A 17,112-nucleotide genomic window follows, 5' to 3' on the forward strand; every position below is an offset into this window, starting at 1 on the left:
TTTGCCCTTCTTGCATCAGCGTTAGGGCTGATCGTGCTTTGCTTCATGAAGGCGAGAACGACGCAACCCTCGAAGCCTGAGGCCGAACGGGAAACCTCCCGCTGGGAAGCGTTCTTGCGACGACGCTAAAACCTTCGGCCCCCTGAAAAGCAGATATGGCCGCCCCTCAGAACGGCCATATCTCCGCGCCGCCGGTGATCCGCCCAGCCCAGAAGCAATGCGTGAAGACCGTTCCAGGCAGCCGTCAGCGCTCCGGCTGCCCTCTCCCCACTCCTGTTACGATTTCAGTCCATGACACCCAGTCCCGAAGATCTGGCGGCGCACTATGCGCAGATGAGTGAGCCGGAGCTCATGGGAGTGGCTCGCTCCTATGACGGTCTGCTGGAAACTGCACAGGCCGCGTTGCGTGCGGAATTTGCGCGGCGCGGACTTGAGCCTCCGCTGGTCGAAGAACCTGAGGAACCGGAGTTCCGTCGCCTCGTAACCGTGTGGCGTTATCGGGATCTGACCGGCGCATTGGTCGGGCGCTCTCTGCTCGAATCAGCGGGTATTCCAGCCTGGATTGCAGATGAGCATCTCGTGCGGATGGTCTGGTTCTATTCCGACTTTGTGGGCGGCATGCGCTTGCAGGTGGACGAGCGCGACGAAGCAGCTGCCCGGGAGCTTCTCGACGAGGGGGTTCCCAGCACAATCCCTTACAGTCCCGAGGAAGCCTACGAACAACCCACCTGCCCCAAGTGTGGATCGGTTGAAATCACCCATGGCGGCGGGACAGAGCGCGGGCGTTCCCTCGTGGCGCTCTACGTTCTCTCCATCCCCGTCCCCCCACGAGAGACCGCCTGGCATTGCGAGGTCTGTGGCGCACAGTGGGTCGATACAGCGGACGATGACCCAGCCGGCTAGTTCTACTACGCCCGCGGCACCCCCACCCATCACCGTCAATGTCCTCTCCACCAACCCAGCCCCCCCCTCCATGTCCCTCTGTAACTTTGTAACTATGTAACTCGTCCCCGCTCTGTCCCTCTTTCCCCCTCTCCCTCTCTCCCTCTGTCTCTCTGTCCCTCCTTTTTCCCTCTGTCCCTGTTTCCCTTTTTCCCTCTGTCTCTCATTCCCCGCCCCTTCGTCACAATCCCCTTCCCCGCCCCACAAAATGTCACATCCCGCAATAAGGAGCCTGTACATTAGCAACCATGAACAAATCTCCGCTTGAAAACCCGATCTGGCATTCTCTGCGCACGGATCACGCCCCCCTCGCCGAGGGCGACGACTGCGCCCGCCGTTATCCGCAGGAAATCGGGCCCCTCGCCGGCATCGCCGATTCCTCAGACACGTCGTACAACTCGCTGCGCCTCCTTGCCGGCGACCACCCCGTCGTGCTCTTCTCGCTCGACCCCATTCAGCCGCCCCGCGACTGGACCGTCATCCGCACCGGCACTGTCGTGCAGATGGCCCGCATGAGGATGGGGTCTGCCCCCCCGCTGCCCACGCCCGACCACAAGCCCATCGCAGTGCCGCCTGACACCAGCACCACCAGCCCCACCTCGCCTACCAGCCCTTCACCCACACCCATTGCTCCTTCCAGCGGCCGCGCTGGAAGGAGCACCGCCTCCTCTGACCATGCAACCGCGGCCGTCCTCGATGCCCCCGCCGACACCCTTGCCGCCGGCGTCACTCTCCGCCAGCTCACACCCGCCGACGCCCCCTCCATGGTCGCCCTCGCTGAACTCACTGAGCCCGGTCCCTTCCGCCTCCGCACCATCGAGCTCGGCAATTTCTACGGGATCTTTCACGACGACCGCCTCGTCTCCATGGCCGGCAAGCGCATGCACGTCCCGGGATACGTCGAAGTCAGCGGCGTCTGCACCCACCCCGACGCCCGCGGCCAGGGCTACGCGCGCCGCCTCATGCAACTCGTCATGGACGAAATCGAGCAGTCCGGCCGCACGCCCTTTCTTCACGCCTGGCAGAACAACCCCGCGACCCGCCTCTATGAGTCCCTCGGCTTCTCCCTCACCCGCACCTTCCACTTGGCCGTGCTCAAGCATTTCGTCTAATATGGTTGTCAGCCGGACGAGCGCGACCCGCCCTGCTCCTGGGGGTGCGATATGAAAATCCTCCGCTCCATCACGCGCCGCGGATTCCAGATCCAGTCAGCCGGCTTCTACACCGTCCTCAAGCCGAACACCTGGTTTCCCGCCTCACGCCTTCCCGTTCCCTTCCGCTACCATGCCCACCCCTCCGCCTATGCGGCCCAGGAGACCACCGCGCCCAACATCATCACGATCGCCGCGGAACGCCGCCATCCTCTCCAACTCACGCTCATCCTCCTCGCCTCCGCCGCCATCGTCCTCGCCATGCTCTGGTGGATCATGTACCCCTGATCCGCAACGCCGCGCTTTCATCTCGCGGCCGTGCAGCCAGCCATAAAGATTCCTCACCGCTCCCTCGTCCTCTAACATTGTCTTGACAGGCAATGCCTCATAAACCCAAGCTCGGGCAGAACTTCCTTCGCGACCAGACCGCCATCCGCCGCATCGTCGCGGCTCTCGGAGACATCTCCCACCAGACCGTCGTCGAAATCGGCCCCGGCCAGGGCGCCATCACCGGGCTCCTCGCATCTCAGGCCGCCCGCGTCATCGCCCTTGAGCTCGACCGCGAACTGGCCCCCCGCCTGCGCGCCTTCTTGGGTTCGGAAAAAGTCACCGTCTTCGAGCAGGACGTCCTCCAGTTCGACTTCAGCGCCGCCTCCGCACAGGCCAATCAAAAACTCGCCATCGTCGGCAACCTGCCTTACTACATCACCTCGCCCATCCTGCTGAAGCTGGCTCAGAGCGCCTCCGGCCTCGATCGCGCCGTGCTCATGGTGCAGCGCGAGGTGGCCGACCGCATCGTCGCCCAGCCCGGCTCCCGCGACTACGGCCTCCTGTCTGTCACCGTCCAGATGTACGGCCCCGTCGAACGCCTCTTCACCCTTCCCCCCGGAGCCTTCTCCCCCCCGCCTGACGTCCACTCCACCGTGTTCCGCTGGCGCTTCGCCCCTCGCTTCCACGAGCTCGGCCTTGAAGAGAACCCCTTCCTCCAGCTCGCCCGCCAGGTATTCGCGCAGAAACGAAAGACCCTCGCCAACAACCTCCGCGCCGCCAAATACCCCGGCGACGCCGTCGCCGCAGCCCTAACCTCTACCGCCATTCCCCCGCAGTCCCGTGCCGAGGAACTCTCCCTCGAGTCCCTTGCCCACCTGTTCCTCGCACTGAAGAACGACCCGGCATCCTGAACGTGAACCGTGAGGGCCTTGCTGGCCCTGCCACAATCGATCGCGCGCACAAGCCAAAAACCCGGCCTCCTGTGACCGCCGACACAGCGTCCGCTCGCAACCTCAGGCACTATGGCTTCGTGCGAATATCCATAGCAAAAACTGTCTTTGCAGAGAGTTCCGCCAGACGAACTTCGGGTGTTTACTAGAAAATTAACGGATTTCGCAAAAAGTTTTCCACAGATGCGCTTGACAAGTTTAAAGCGACTTTCAATAAGAATCTATAACTTACAAGGAAAACAAGCACTAAATCTTCTCCAGACATTCGCTTCAACAGCAGATCTTTGGTAACCAGGTTACTAAAAAGTCCTTCTGGGCTGTTTTCGAACCAAGGTTACTCCTTGATCACCTGCAGAGCCATCCTCAGATCACTCGGCCGCAGCGCCAAAGAGTTGGGCCGCCTCCAAGGCGGCCCTCACATCTCCAGTCCGACCGCAACCTTACTTATGCGGACTTGCCGCAGGATGACCGCCGCCCCCTCCACCCGACGGGTGCGGAGCCGGGGCCGGGGCAGACCGCGGAGCCGGCGCTGGAGCCGGACGATACACCGGTGCGCTTCCACCCGACGGTCTCGGCGGCGGTGCCGGACGGTATACCGGCTCCGAAGGGATCCGCGGCGAACCCGGAATCGTAGTCCTTCCGCCGCCCGGTTGCGGAGCCGGCGTATAGCCCGGCCGCTGCGCCGGCACTCCCGGACTGCGCACCACCGGAGCCGGCGCGTAACCCTGGCGCGGCTGCGCTGGCCTTCCCGTCGCGCCACTGCCCGGATTGAATGTGCGCACCGGGCTCGTGGTCACCGGCCCCCCGGTGTCGGGAATGCGATGGAGCCCCGCTCGCGGCTGCGGCGCGGGCTTCAACGGTTCCGCCACCACGCCACCAATTTGAATGGGATGATTCCCCGCTCGCGGCGGCAGACTCACAAGGCCATTCGAAGGGTCGTTGCGAACCACGGAGACCACAGGAATCACAGGCCGCTGTCCAACCGGCAGCCTCACCTTGCCGCCATTGGCCAGCCGTACCGGTCCTCCTCCTACGGGGCGCGGCTTCGGTCCATGCGGCCGCATGGGCAGCCTGTACCACCGAGGCATGGTGCCCACGTTGAAATACCAGCCTCCGCCGCCCCACCACGTGTTGCACATACCCGGAGCCCAGCCCCACCCGAACGAGTTGTACCAGTTCCATGCACCGCACTGATACGGCATGTAGCCCCATTGGTAGCCGCTCACCCAGACGTAGCCGTAAGCCGGCGTATACATCCAATAGCCCATTCCGTATGGATCCCAGCCCGCATTCTCCGCTTCGTAGGGCGACCACACATAGCCCTGATCAGGCACGTTGTACCAGCTGCCGCTCGTGTTCAGATCGTTCCACGCCGGGTTCTCGCTATTCGGCAGACTGCTCGGTGCCGCCGTCTCTCCAACTTCAGACGTGGTCAGCGCCTGGTCCCGGTCCGAGTTCCACGCATCCCACGAATCGGGCTCGATGCTATCCGACAGGTTGAGATTGTTGAGCGAAACGCTCTCCCCGCCGCGCACATCCATCGACGCCCCATTCGTGCCGTCGATATGCGCATTCCCTGAGAACACCGCCAGATCGCCCGGCCCGTCGTCCAGATTCACCCGCAGCACCGTGAAGCCGCTCGCCGTCACCACGCTGCCGCCAAATCGAACGCGCATCGGCGATCCCTGGCCCCCATCCTGCAACTCGAAATAGCCCATCCCGCTTTCGAGGTCGATCTCAGCCTCGCCCGGCTTCAGAACGCTCAGTGTCAGAGAACTGTCAGGAGGAATGCGCGCCACGCTCCCATCCTCAAACTGAATCTCGGCCCTGCCATCCTCGCCCGTCGACACCTGCGTGCCCTCGAACAGCGGCGTATTCACCAGCGCATGGTCGGCCAGCACCTCGCCGCCCTGCGCCACCTGCACCTGCCCGTCCACGCTGCTCAGCCGCACCGCGCGCCCCGGAGCTCCGCCCGGATCATCCTCCGCGCCCAGAGCGACCGCGCCCAGAACGATCACTGCCGCTGCCAAGCCAATCACCACGCCCCGCCGCACCGCCCGCCGCCACCACGATTCGGATCTCATGACGCCCCTTGCCTTTCCCCGCGACGTGCCACTCTACTTGTCCCACACTACTTAGACCCACATCGAATCACTAAAGTCGCGCCCAATTCCGCCGACCTTCAGGCTCCGTTATCCGCCTTCGACAGCAGCATCCGAGCCCGCCGCTTCACCCGCTCCAAAACCGCCGGATCCTCCGCCAGCCGCTCCAGAATGTCGCGAATCGACCCGATCTGCTGCGCCCGCCCATCCGCAGCCGACTGCACCAGCACCTCGGTCTCCCGGTCCAGCCCCAGCCGGTCGTGCAACAACAGCGTCTGCAGCCTCGCGCCCTCGATCAGCGTCGTCGCCACGCTCACCAGCGAATCCGACAGCGCCTGCACCTCCGGATCCTTGGCGTAATTGAACTCGCACGAGCCCTGTCCCGCCGGACCCGTATACGTAAACTTCTTCGTCCCCTGGAACGCCACCTTCAGATGGCTGTCGCACCCGTTCTTGAAAAGACTTTTCTTCTCCGCCACATGGAAAACGTGCGCTGCAAACTGCGCGCTCAGGTGTATGTCCCTATCGATATCCCGGCCCTCGACCTCGCCCTGCGGCGGTGCCGAGCCGCGCACCGTGCGGAAATGACCCGCACCATCCGCTCGAAGCTCCAGTGTCCACTGCGCCGGCACCAGCCCTGGATTGCTGAAATCGACTTCGAACAGCGGATCCCCTTCCGCCCGCGCAGCCCCTGCCGCGGCCACCAAGCCCAGCACCAGTGCGGCGGTTGCCAGCGCGGAAGACTTCATCGACTCGCCCCCTGCAGCTCCAGCGTCTGGGCGGTGTGAATATGGCAGATCGCGATCGCCAGCGCATCCGCGGCGTCCGCGGGCTGCGGCAGTTCCTCCAGCTTCAGCAGGCGCTGCACCATGAACTGCACCTGCTCCTTCTTCGCCAGCCCATACCCCACCACGCTCTGCTTGATTCGCAGCGGCGCATACTCTGCCACCGGCAGCCCTTCACACGCCGCCGCCAGCAGCGCCACCCCGCGCACTTGCCCCAGCTTCAGAGCTGATTTCGCGTTGACTGAATAGAACACTTCCTCCACCGCCACCACGTCCGGCTGCCATTGCGCCAGCCGCTCGCGCAGTTCACGGTACACCAGTTCCAGGCGGATCGGAAGCGACTTCGCCTTGGGCAGTTGAATCCCCCCCAGCGCCTTGCACACCAGACACGGCTCCCGCTTGGACCCAGCCCACTCCACCACGCCGAAGCCCGTCACCTCGGTGCCACAATCGATCCCAAAGACGCGCATTGGGCCAAGTTTACCGCAGACACAAGCCTGTCGCAGCCCCGCTTCTTGCTCCGTGACAAGTGGAATCCACCCCGCCACCCGCCGCCGCGAGCAGCAAGAACCAGAAACTGTGCGTGCTCTCAAGCCCGCTCTTCCAACCAGCCCCGTCGAATGCATCCGCCCTGTAACTCCACCGTCCGGTTTTCCGTCTACCTGAACGGTGAGATAGACGGAGAAATCTCCTGGAGCACGGGCCCTGATGCGCACATCCGCAATGGTTCTCCTGTGTGTGCTTTGCGCGCTCGCAGCTCTCACGTGTCTGAAAACGACTGCGGTGAACGGAGCCGGCCTGCCTGCCGAATCCGATCCGAACGCCGTCTGTGCCCCATGCCATCAAGCCATAGTTGACAGGTACACCACCACCCCCATGGCCAACGCCAGCGGGCCCGCAAACGCTGGATTTGTTCCCGGAGACTTCCGGCATTCTGCCTCCGGCGTGTCCTATCGCGTCTCGGGAGAAGCCGGAAGAGTGTGGCTCAGTTTCGAGCGCCAAAGCCACAGCCGGCCGCTCGATGGACGCCGGCAATTGCTCTACTTCATCGGTTCAGGAAAGCGCGGACGCACCTATCTGTTCGAGGAGCAGGGCTACTGGTTTGAGTCGCCCATCAATTGGTATGCAAAGCAGCGCGTGTGGGACATGGCGCCTGCCTTCCAATCCGTGCGCGAAATGCCGCTTACCCTCCCCGTGGATCCCGGGTGCCTGCATTGCCACGCGTCGGCCGTAGCCTCTTCTCTTCCAGAAGCCCGCAATCGTTATGCGCGAGAGCCGTTCGCGGCCGGCGGCATCACTTGCGAAGCCTGCCACGGCAACGCCGATGCCCACCTGGCCTCCGCCGGCAGAATTCACATGCTCCAGATCGACCGGCTTGAGCCAGTCCGGCGCGACTCCATTTGTCTGAACTGTCATCTGGAAGGACAGGCGGCGATCAACCGCGAGGGGAAACGACCCGAAGACTACCGGCCCGGCGACGATTTGTTCGATTCCTCGCTCTTCTTCGTGCGGCGCGGCGAAAACGGCTCCGGGGGCCGTGCCACCAGCCAGTGGGAGGCGCTTCTAAAAAGCGCGTGCAAGCGGAAATCGGGCGACCGCCTCACCTGCACAACCTGTCACGACCCGCACGGCGATCCTGCGCCCGATCAACGCATCGCCTTCTACCGGCAGAAGTGCCTGCAGTGTCACGATCAGAACGGATTTGCGCAGCGCCATCACGTTGAAAACCCCGACTGCACCGCTTGCCATATGGGCCGCCCCGCATCCAATGACATTGCTCACGAGCAGGTGACCGACCACTGGATCAAGCGCCACGCCGGCAATGAACGCCTGCCGCTGGCCACCACCGGCGACCTGGTCAGCGTAGGCGGCGTCCACGCAGGAGACCGAGATCGCGGGCTCGCCTATGCGCAGCTCGCCGCCTCCGGCGACAAGCCCGCCGCTCTCCGTGCCCTCGAACTATTGCACAAGGCTGAAAAAGAATCGGAGATCGCGCGCAGCGACCACGAAGCCCACACACAGCTTGGTTTTCTTGAGCAGCTCAACGGCAACAAAGATCAGGCGGCCGCGGAGTATCGTGAGGCGCTCGCCGCGGACCCCGACGATAGTGTCGCCGCAGGAAATCTCGCCTTCATCGAGGCGCAGGACCACCACCTCGCGGAAGCCGCGGGGCTTTGGCGCGAGGTATTCGCGCACGATCCCACGGAAATTGATGCCGGCTTCAATCTGGCCATCCTGGAGTGCGGAGCCGGCGAGCGCGCGTCAACCGTCCAGATCCTTGACCGCATCCTCCAGTTCTCTCCCGACAACGATCGCGCCCGCACCATGGCGGCGGAAATTCAAAACGGGACGCGCGCCTGCGCCCGCTCACGATGAATACGGTGGCAAGACTTGTCTCGTGTCCGATGCGAAGCAGGCTAAGCACGTTCTCGCCCAGACCGGCGGCCGCGAAAGCCTCCGCGGAGAATGCCTGGGGCTCACACCATGCGCGTTGGGAGCCAGAGACATCGCGAGGTGCGTGACGGCCCGATCGTGCCCTCCGTTTGCCAACCCGCTCCTTCTGCCAGCTTCTAATACACTCCCTGCCTTCTTCGCATTGCGCTGCCCTGGCTTCAGCGTTGTATCCAGAGACACGCACGCCTTCACTTTCGAGTGCGGCGCGGTCCAGCCTGCATCCCGGAAGCACAGCTACACAGACTGGGAAATCCAACTGTGCTATCCTTCGCACAGTTTTCAAAACTATCCATCAATTTGCTGAGCCATTGCTGTCTCGGCGCCTCGATCTGGGGGATCGTTGCGCATGAGTTATGGCAGGTTTCCGGCGGTTATCGCTTCTACCTAGGGGTTCTTTACTATGACGTTCTTGTGCCTTGTCTCCGCTTCAGTCCTTATTGCGCTCTCCAGCCCAACCAATTCCAGGCGAAGCCTCAACAGGCAGGCGGCGGCAGCCTGCTTTCTGCTGGCGGCGCTGCTCTTTGCCGGAACAGCCGAAGCGACGGGACAGTCCAGGTCCGCCAACCCCAGGCCCGCCACAGCCAAGCCCGTCACCGCGACCACCCTCGCCGTCACTTCGGGCGGAAACACAGTCAGTTCCGTGGCCGCCGGAAGTGTCATCACGCTGACGGCTAAGGTCCAGGCAGGCAGCGCCACCGTAATGCCGGGACAGGTCAACTTCTGCGATGCCGCAGCGAAAAGCTGCACGGATATTCATCTGCTGGGATCGGCGCAATTGACCTCCGCCGGGATCGCGACCCTCAAGCTCCGCCCCGGTATCGGCAGCCACAGTTACAAAGCCGTGTTTGCCGGCACAGGCACCTATGCTTCGAGCGCCTCTGCATCCTCCACGCTGACTGCCACCGGCACAATCCCACCGCTCTCCACCGCCACTTACATCGCCCAGACCGGAAACTGGGGAGCCTATCAGCTCTCCGCCTCCGTTACTGAGGTTGGGAACACGGCAGCGCCCACCGGCACAGTGTCCTTTCTGGATCAGAACCACAGCGATGCAGTTCTCGGAGCGGGAACGTTGGGAACGGCGAGTCGCGGCGTGCTGTGGTCCACCGTCCAGTCGAGCGCCCCGAATCTCGCCGCCGTCAATTTCATCCCTGCCGACCTCAACGGCGACGGAATCCCTGATCTCTTCGTCAAAGACTACTTCGGCACCTACGATGTGCTCCTCGGCAAAGGCGACGGCACCTTCACGGCCGGTGCCTCCACATTCGGTCCCGCCAGCCAGAGCGATGCATTTGTGCTGGGCGACTTCAACAACGACGGCATCCCCGACGCCGCCGCCATCGACTCGGACTACTTCACGTCGAAAAACAGCCTGACCGTATTCCTTGGCAATGGCGATGGTACCTTCACTACCTCCCCCTCCAGTCCTGACCTCGGCATGAGTCCCAATGCGATCGCCGCGGCCGACATCAACGGCGACGGCAACATCGATCTCGCCGTCAGCCAGATCAACTCCTCGGGCGCCCAGCAACTGGTCATCCTCTTCGGCAACGGCGACGGCACCTTCACAGCCGCGTCCGCGCCCGTCGCCACGGCATCTCCCTACATCAATTCGATCATCCCCGCTGACATCGATGGCGATGGCAACATCGACCTCGTATTGAGCGGGACCTCGATTCTGATGGGCAAAGGCGACGGCACCTTCACCAGCGTCCAGGGCCCTGCCCAGGGCGTGTGGGAACCGGTCGTCGCCGATATCAATAACGACGGTCATCCCGACCTCGTACTTGCGTCTTCCACGGGCACGCTCACAGCCTGGCTGGGCAACGGCGACGGCACCTTCACGGCCGCGCCCGCCAGCCCCACTGCCACCGCCCACCTGGGTAGAACCCTCGCGATCGGCGACTTCAATCACGATGGTATTCCCGACGTTGCCTACAGCCTCTCCGCTGACACCGCCGCCGGTCTCGCCTTCGGAAAGGGGGACGGCGCCTTTCTGCAATCTCCCACCACCGTGGCCTACGGCTACGACTTCGAGGGCAACATCGTTGTCGCCGACTTCAACGGAGATGGCTGGGCCGACGTGCTGACCATCGATCTGGGCGGCCGTACCGTCGAGGATTCGCTCTCTCTGCCGACTGAGACTGCAATCGCCTCCGCCATCGTCGCGCTTCCTCTCGCGGGCACGCACCTTGCGTACGCCAGCTACCCCGGCGATTCGCATTACACCTCCAGCCAGTCTGACGCGCTCTCCTTGTGGGGAGTGCCTCCAGCCACCGCCACCGCTCTCAAACTCACCTCGGGCGGCACAACCCTCTCGTCCGTAACGCCCGGAACCAAAATCACTCTCACCGCCTCAGTCACCGCCGGCGCCAGCCCCTTCACCGCAGGGCAGGTGAATTTCTGCGACGCTTCCGGCGTCAGTTGCGCTGATATCCACCTGCTCGGCACCGCCTCGCTCGACAGCGCGGGCCATGCGGCCTTCTCCTTCGTCCCCGGGCCCGGAACCCACAGCTACAAAGCTATGTTGGTGGCCAGCGGCAATGGAACCACCAGTTCCTCCCCCGCAGTGCCGCTCACGGTTGGACCCGCGCCGGCCCCGGTGTATACAGATACGGTCAACATCGCGCTCGGGGGAAGCGTGGGAGACTACTCGCTCACCGCGACCGTCTTCGGCTTTGGAGGACCGGCGGCGCCCACCGGAACCATCTCCTTCGTCGATACCTCCTTCTCAAACACCTCGCTCGGCACCGCGGAACTGGGTAAGAGCGTCGCTGGAACCGGCTGGCGTCAGCTCCAGACCCCCACATCTTCCGCCTATCCAATCGCCCAGGCCCCTGGCGACTTCAATGGCGACGGACTGCCGGATGTGGCAGTGCTCTGGAGAACCAGCTTCTCCCACAGCGGCCCCTACTCCATTACTGTCTACCTCGGCAAAGGAGACGGCACCTTCACGACCGGCAATACCATCGCGCTCACAATCACTGGAGAAGCCGAACCCTCCATGCTCAGCGGGGACTTCAACGCTGACGGCAAGCTGGATTTGGCCGTGCTGAGCCAGAAGTACGGCGGCCAGAACACGAATTACGTCACCACCTTGTTCGGATCCGGCGATGGCAACTTCTCCGCCGAGCAAACCAGCAAAGGCCTCGACGTGCAGGACAAGGGCGGTGACGTCATCACGGGAACGATCGTGGCGGCCGATTTCAATGGCGACGGCAAGCTGGATATCGCCGTAGCCGGCGCGTGTGTCGCGCCGTCCTGCGGCGCAGCCATCCTCCTCGGAAACGGCGATGGCACGTTCACCGCCACTGGAACCATCTATGGATCGGACCAGAACTGGACTCAGATGGTGACCGGCGATTTCAATGGCGACGGAATCCCCGATCTCATGGCAGTGAATTTCTTTGCGCCCGCGGGAGTCGGAGTTCTTCTGGGCAAAGGCGACGGTTCCTTTACGATGAAGCAGCAGCCGGGCCTCGCCGTCGACAATTTCGCCACAGGGATGCTGGCGGGAGATTTCAATCAGGACGGCAAGATCGATGTCGCCATCGGTCATAACGGGGGCGTCGAGATCCTGCTCGGCAACGGCGACGGCACCTTCCGCCAGGCTCCCGGAAGCCCTATCACCGGCACCACCGCCGGCACCAGCCTTGTCGCCGGCGACTTCAATCACGATGGAAAAACCGACCTGGCCGGTATCGACACGTATGGCGACGCCATCCTTCTCCTCACCGGCGCCGGGGACGGCACCTTCACTGCAAACTCAACGGTCCCCGGGGGCTCGGACCTGCTCGCCCCCATCGGTATCGTTGCTGCCGACTTTAACTCCGACGGTCTCCCTGACCTCTCCGTGCTGATCCAGGGCAAGCAGTACACCGTCACGATGCTCACCGAGCCCGTCCAGATCGCCACAGCCACCCTCACCGGCGTCGCCCCCGTGGGCGCGGGTTCCCATGCTGTCAAAGCCAAATACCCGGGAGACGCCCACTACCCCGCGGGCGAGTCCTCCACCGTCAATCTCGACGCCGCCCTCAAGCCCCTAACCATCACGCCTGCTGGCGGAACCTTCTCCACCGTCCAGAACGTCACGATCACGGAACCCATCCCCGGCGCCACCATCTACTACCAGGCCTACGGAATGTTCAACACCTACGGCTTCGTGAAGTACACCGGCCCCATCTCCCTCAACATCGGCGGACCGGAATCAATTACCGCCTACGCCACGGAAACTGGTTACTACGACAGCGCCTATACCTCCGTTGCGTTTACCCTCAACCTCCCCGTCGCGCCTGCTCCCGTGTTCTCGCCGGCGGGCGGAACGTTTGCCGCATCTCAGACCGTCACCCTCTCTGAGTCGACCGGCGCCACCATCTACTACACCGCCGACGGCACGCCTCCCAACAGCTTCTCCCCCGTCTACACCACTCCCATTACCGTCTCCTCATCTCAAGCCATCGCAGCTATCGCCGCCGGCGGCGGATACAGTCCAAGCCCCGTGGTCACGGCCCAGTTCTTCATTCAGTCTGCGAAGAGCCGCTTCATTTACACCGTCGCCGGCAGCGGAACCTGGGGATTCTCAGGCGATGGAGGCCCCGCCACTCTGGCCGCCCTCAACGATCCTGCCCACACAGCCATTGACGCTGCGGGAAACCTCTACATCGCTGACACTGGCAATCAGGTTGTTCGCAAAGTCGACTCCGCCACTGGAGTCATCTCCACCATCGCGGGCACCGGCGCCGGCGGTTACAGCGGCGATAACGGACCGGCCACAAGAGCGCAACTGAGCTCTCCCTACTCCCTCGCATTCGATTCCCCCGGAAACCTGTACATCGGCGATATAGGCAATGGCGTCATCCGTCGTGTCGATGCCAAAACCGGCATCATCACCACCTACGCCGGACACACCCCTGCCGGCGCCCTGGGCGACGGCGGACCCGCCACCAGCGCAACTCTCACCAATCCCCGCGGCATCGCCATCGACCACGCCGGCAATCTCTACATCGCTGACGAGGACCGGGTGCGCATGGTGAATGCCGCCACCGGTGTCATCACCACCGTGGCCGGCGGGGGCATCTGGGGTACACCCGGCGACGGCGGACCCGCCACCAGCGCCTGGCTCTTGTGGGCTCAGGGCGTGACCCTCGATGGATCCGGAAATCTCTACATCGCTGATTCGTCAAACAACGTTATCCGCAAAGTCACCGCAAGCACCGGCATTATCTCCACTGTTGCCGGTATCAGCGGATCTTCCAATGGAGGATACAGCGGGGATGGCGGTCCGGCATCAAGTGCGCGCCTCTCTACGCCCTCCGATGTAGCAGTCGATGCCGCCGGCAATCTCTACATCGCTGACTCCTCTAACTATGTGTTGCGCGAGGTCACGGCCGCTGATGGCATCATCAACACTATCGCCGGCGTTCATAGCAGGTGCAGTTCAACGATAGGCGGCGACGGCGGAACCGCCCCCCAGTCTGGTCTCTGCAATCCCACCGGCGTTGCCCTCGACGCGCAGGGGAATCTCTACATCGCGGAGGAGGGGGCGGGCCGCATCCGCATGATCACCGCACCCATGGTGCCGCCCTCCAAAACCACCGCCCAGCCGGAACTCACCCTCGCCGCAGGAACCTACGCCACCTCTCAGATGCTGACCCTCACGGACACAACCCCGGCCGCCAGCATCTTCGTGAACTTCAACAGCAATTCCCTCCGTCCCTCTGGCCAGGGCTACTCCAGCCCCATTGGCGTAACCGGCTCAGCCGCCATTCAGACCATGGCGGTCGCCCCAGGCTACCTGCCCAGCGCTCCAGTCTCTGCGAAGTACACCATCACCACCCCACCCCCCTCCGTCATCCACACCGTTGCCGGAAACGGCGGCCTCCAAACCTCCGGTATTGGCGGCCCGGCCACCAGCGCCTCCATCGGCTATCCCATTGGAGTCGCCGTCGACAGTGCCGGCAACCTGTACATCGTCGACCGGTACAACGTCGTGGTTTGGATGGTCTCTGCCGCGACGGGCAAGCTCAGCGTGGCGGCGGGCATTCCCGGCGTGGCCGGCATGGCGTCACCAGTCGGTCCTGCCGCGACGACAGCCCTGGGTTATCCGGAACAGGTGGCAGTCGACAAAGCCGACAACCTGTACATATCTGACGCGCGTTTCGGCGCCGTTCTCAAGGTGGATGCCAAGACAGGCAACATGTCCGTCTTCGCCGGTGGCGGCCAGTATTCGCAAACGCGCGGCGACGGCGGGCCCGCCAACCAGGCCTACCTCGAGCCCTATGGCCTCGCCTTCGACGCCGCGGGCGATCTCTACATCATCGACACCCCGCGCGTCCGCAAAGTCTCCGCCTCAACCGGAATCATCACGACAGTGGCCGGCGGCGGCACAGACCTGTTGTCAGACGGCATCCCCGCCACCTCCGCATGGCTGGGCTACCTACAGGCGATTGCCGTCGACAGCAAAGGAAACCTCTACATCGGCGACATGTCGGCCGGCCGCGTGCGCCTCGTCGACGCCAACACCGGAACCATCACCACCATCGCCGGTAACGGAAACCCCGGCGCCACCGGGGACGGCGCCTCCGCTACTGCCGCAGAGGTCGACCCGGTCGGCCTCGCCCTCGATTCCTCAAACGATCTCTATATCGCGAACTACCCGGGCGAAATCCGCATGGTGCCCGCCGGCGGAGGCAAAATCAGCCGCGCAACGGGCCTCGGCTTCTGCGCCTTCGGCGGAGACAGCGGCGCTGCGACAATGGCGCTGCTCTGCTCTCCGCAGGGCCTGACCTTTGACAAGGCGGGCAGTCTTTACATCGCCGACTACGGCAACTACCGCGTCCGCAAAGTGACCTACCCCGGTCCCACGGCTGCGCCAACGTTCACCCCGGCTGCCGGAACCTACACCGGCCCGCAAACCGTCACCATCACCGACGCCACCACCGGCGCAGCCATCTACTACACAACGGACGGCTCCACGCCCACCACGGCTTCCACCCTTTACAGCGCTCCCATCTCCGTTTCCACCTCCGAGACCCTCAAGGCCATCGCCCTCGCAACCGGCGACACCGTCAGCGCCGTGGCTTCAGCCAACTACGTCATCAAAGAGAAGGCGGTGCCTGCCATTTCCTGGGCCGCGCCCGCTCCCATCCCCTACGGCACCCCCCTCGGCGCCACGCAGCTCAACGCCAGCACCACGGTCGCCGGTTCGTTCGCCTACACGCCCGCCGCCGGGACAATCCTTGACCCCGGTCAGCAGACCCTGAGCGTAACCTTCACCCCCACTGACACGGCCGCCTACCAGTCCGCCACAGCCACCGTTTACCTGACAGTGAGCAAGGCGACGCCGCTGCTCGGCGCCCTGCAGTCGAATCTGAACCCAGCCTTGGCGGGCGATGCTGTGACACTCCTCGTCACCGTCACCTCTTCCGCCGGCTCCCCGTCCGGAACGGTAGCATTCATGGAGGGAACCTCGCAGCTAGGCTCCGGCACTGTGTCTGCCGGAACCGCGAGCTACACCACGTCGAAGCTCGCAACCGGCAGCCACTCCATCATCGCGGTGTACTCCGGAGACGGCAAGTTCGTCTCCGCCACCACCCCGGCACTGGACCAGCTCATTGAGAGCTTCTCGATCGCTACCTCGGGCGGCTCATCCTCGACAGCGACAGTCGCCCCCGGCGGCACGGCGAAGTACGATCTCACCGTCACTCCTCCCGCAGCGGGCGCACCACTCACATTCTCCGTGACCGGACTGCCCGCGGGCGCAACCGGAGTCTTTTCGCCATCCTCGGTACCTGTCGGGGGAGGCGCAATAACCGTAACCCTCATGGTCACCGCCCCTGCCAGTGCGTCAGCCCAACCCCTGAAGCACCCCTTCTCGCGCGCTACGTGGACGGTCGCACTGGGCCTGATGCTTCTGCCCTTCGCCGGCAGGCTGCGCCGCACCTCGCGCCGCTGGCTCACAATGGTCCTGCTCATCGCGGCCGGCCTGACCGCCGGTCTTGGTTTGAGCGCCTGCGGAGGCTCGAGCGGTTCTTCCACCCCACCCCCCTCCAGCAAAACCTACGCCCTCACAGTCACAGCAACCTCAGGAAGCCTCTCCCAGTCCACCAAATTAACCCTCACCATCCAGTAACCCTCCCGCTCATGGAGTCCGACATCGCCGGCCTCCATGAGCCGCTTGGACTGAGGCTTCAATCCTCGGCCGCTGTCTGCATCGCGCACCGAAAGCCCGAGCCGCCCCGCCTCTCCCGCCAATCCAAAAGCTCGAAATGTCCTATTGCTTTCCAAAAGGAAGCACGCCGTCATTCCTGTTGGAAACCTAAAGGGTGGATTTGCGATGAAGGAAAAGCCCGACGTCCAGCAAGGCACTCTTGCGCTCATGGTCCTCAAGACACTCGATGTTCTCGGCCCACAGCACGGCTGGGGGATCGCGCGGCGGATCGAGCAGATCAGCGGCCAC

General features: G+C 63.8%; 9 protein-coding genes and 1 pseudogene. 7 read left to right on the plus strand and 3 right to left on the minus strand.

The genetic code is table 11. The features are described from left to right. Positions 1 to 291: 291 nt before the first annotated feature. The 4 genes from VGL22_RS13965 (at position 292) to rsmA (ending at position 3,274) form a co-directional block, all read left to right on the plus strand. Positions 292 to 903: a putative signal transducing protein gene (locus VGL22_RS13965; protein WP_465267547.1), complete on the plus strand. Its 612-nt coding sequence runs from the start codon at positions 292 to 294 to the stop codon at positions 901 to 903. A 287-nt stretch (positions 904 to 1,190) separates the two neighbouring features. Further along, entirely contained in the window at positions 1,191 to 2,054 is an 864-nt protein-coding gene (locus tag VGL22_RS13970) for a GNAT family N-acetyltransferase (RefSeq protein ID WP_465267548.1), read from the plus strand. A gap of 51 nt (positions 2,055 to 2,105) precedes the next feature. Next, a complete protein-coding gene (locus VGL22_RS13975; RefSeq protein WP_465267549.1) occupies positions 2,106 to 2,381 on the plus strand; it encodes a hypothetical protein in 276 nt (91 codons plus the stop codon). 92 nt (positions 2,382 to 2,473) lie between these two features. Then, positions 2,474 to 3,274, plus strand: a complete 801-nt coding sequence (rsmA, locus tag VGL22_RS13980) for a 16S rRNA (adenine(1518)-N(6)/adenine(1519)-N(6))-dimethyltransferase RsmA (RefSeq protein ID WP_465267550.1) — start codon at positions 2,474 to 2,476, stop codon at positions 3,272 to 3,274. A 479-nt stretch (positions 3,275 to 3,753) separates the two neighbouring features. On the opposite strand, the gene VGL22_RS13985 is transcribed toward rsmA, so the two are convergent. The 3 genes from VGL22_RS13985 to ruvC form a co-directional block, all read right to left on the minus strand. Then, entirely contained in the window at positions 3,754 to 5,397 is a 1,644-nt protein-coding gene (locus VGL22_RS13985; protein ID WP_465267551.1) for a DUF6600 domain-containing protein, read from the minus strand. 98 nt (positions 5,398 to 5,495) lie between these two features. Then, positions 5,496 to 6,164 (minus strand): hypothetical protein, encoded by a 669-nt coding sequence (locus VGL22_RS13990; RefSeq protein ID WP_465267552.1) that lies wholly within the window; start codon positions 6,162 to 6,164, stop codon positions 5,496 to 5,498. Next, a complete protein-coding gene (gene ruvC, locus VGL22_RS13995) occupies positions 6,161 to 6,670 on the minus strand; it encodes a crossover junction endodeoxyribonuclease RuvC (protein WP_465267553.1) in 510 nt (169 codons plus the stop codon). Before ruvC ends, VGL22_RS13990 begins: the two co-directional genes overlap by 4 nt. 238 nt (positions 6,671 to 6,908) lie before the next feature. Here ruvC and VGL22_RS14000 point away from each other — a divergent pair, with 238 nt between their 5' ends. From VGL22_RS14000 to VGL22_RS14010, 3 genes and pseudogenes are all read left to right on the plus strand, one after another. Then, on the plus strand, positions 6,909 to 8,576 hold the full coding sequence (locus VGL22_RS14000) for a tetratricopeptide repeat protein (protein WP_465267554.1): 1,668 nt from the start codon (positions 6,909 to 6,911) through the stop codon (positions 8,574 to 8,576). Positions 8,577 to 9,054: 478 nt separating this feature from the next. Next, positions 9,055 to 16,785 carry an FG-GAP-like repeat-containing protein gene (locus VGL22_RS14005; protein ID WP_465267555.1) on the plus strand — a complete coding sequence of 2,577 codons (7,731 nt, stop codon included), beginning with the start codon at positions 9,055 to 9,057 and terminating at the stop codon, positions 16,783 to 16,785. A 204-nt stretch (positions 16,786 to 16,989) separates the two neighbouring features. Continuing rightward, positions 16,990 to 17,112: pseudogene (locus VGL22_RS14010) on the plus strand (PadR family transcriptional regulator); the annotation flags it as partial.

The sequence above is a fragment of the Occallatibacter sp. genome (genome assembly GCF_036502485.1).
Taxonomy (GTDB): Bacteria; Acidobacteriota; Terriglobia; order Terriglobales; family Acidobacteriaceae; genus Telmatobacter.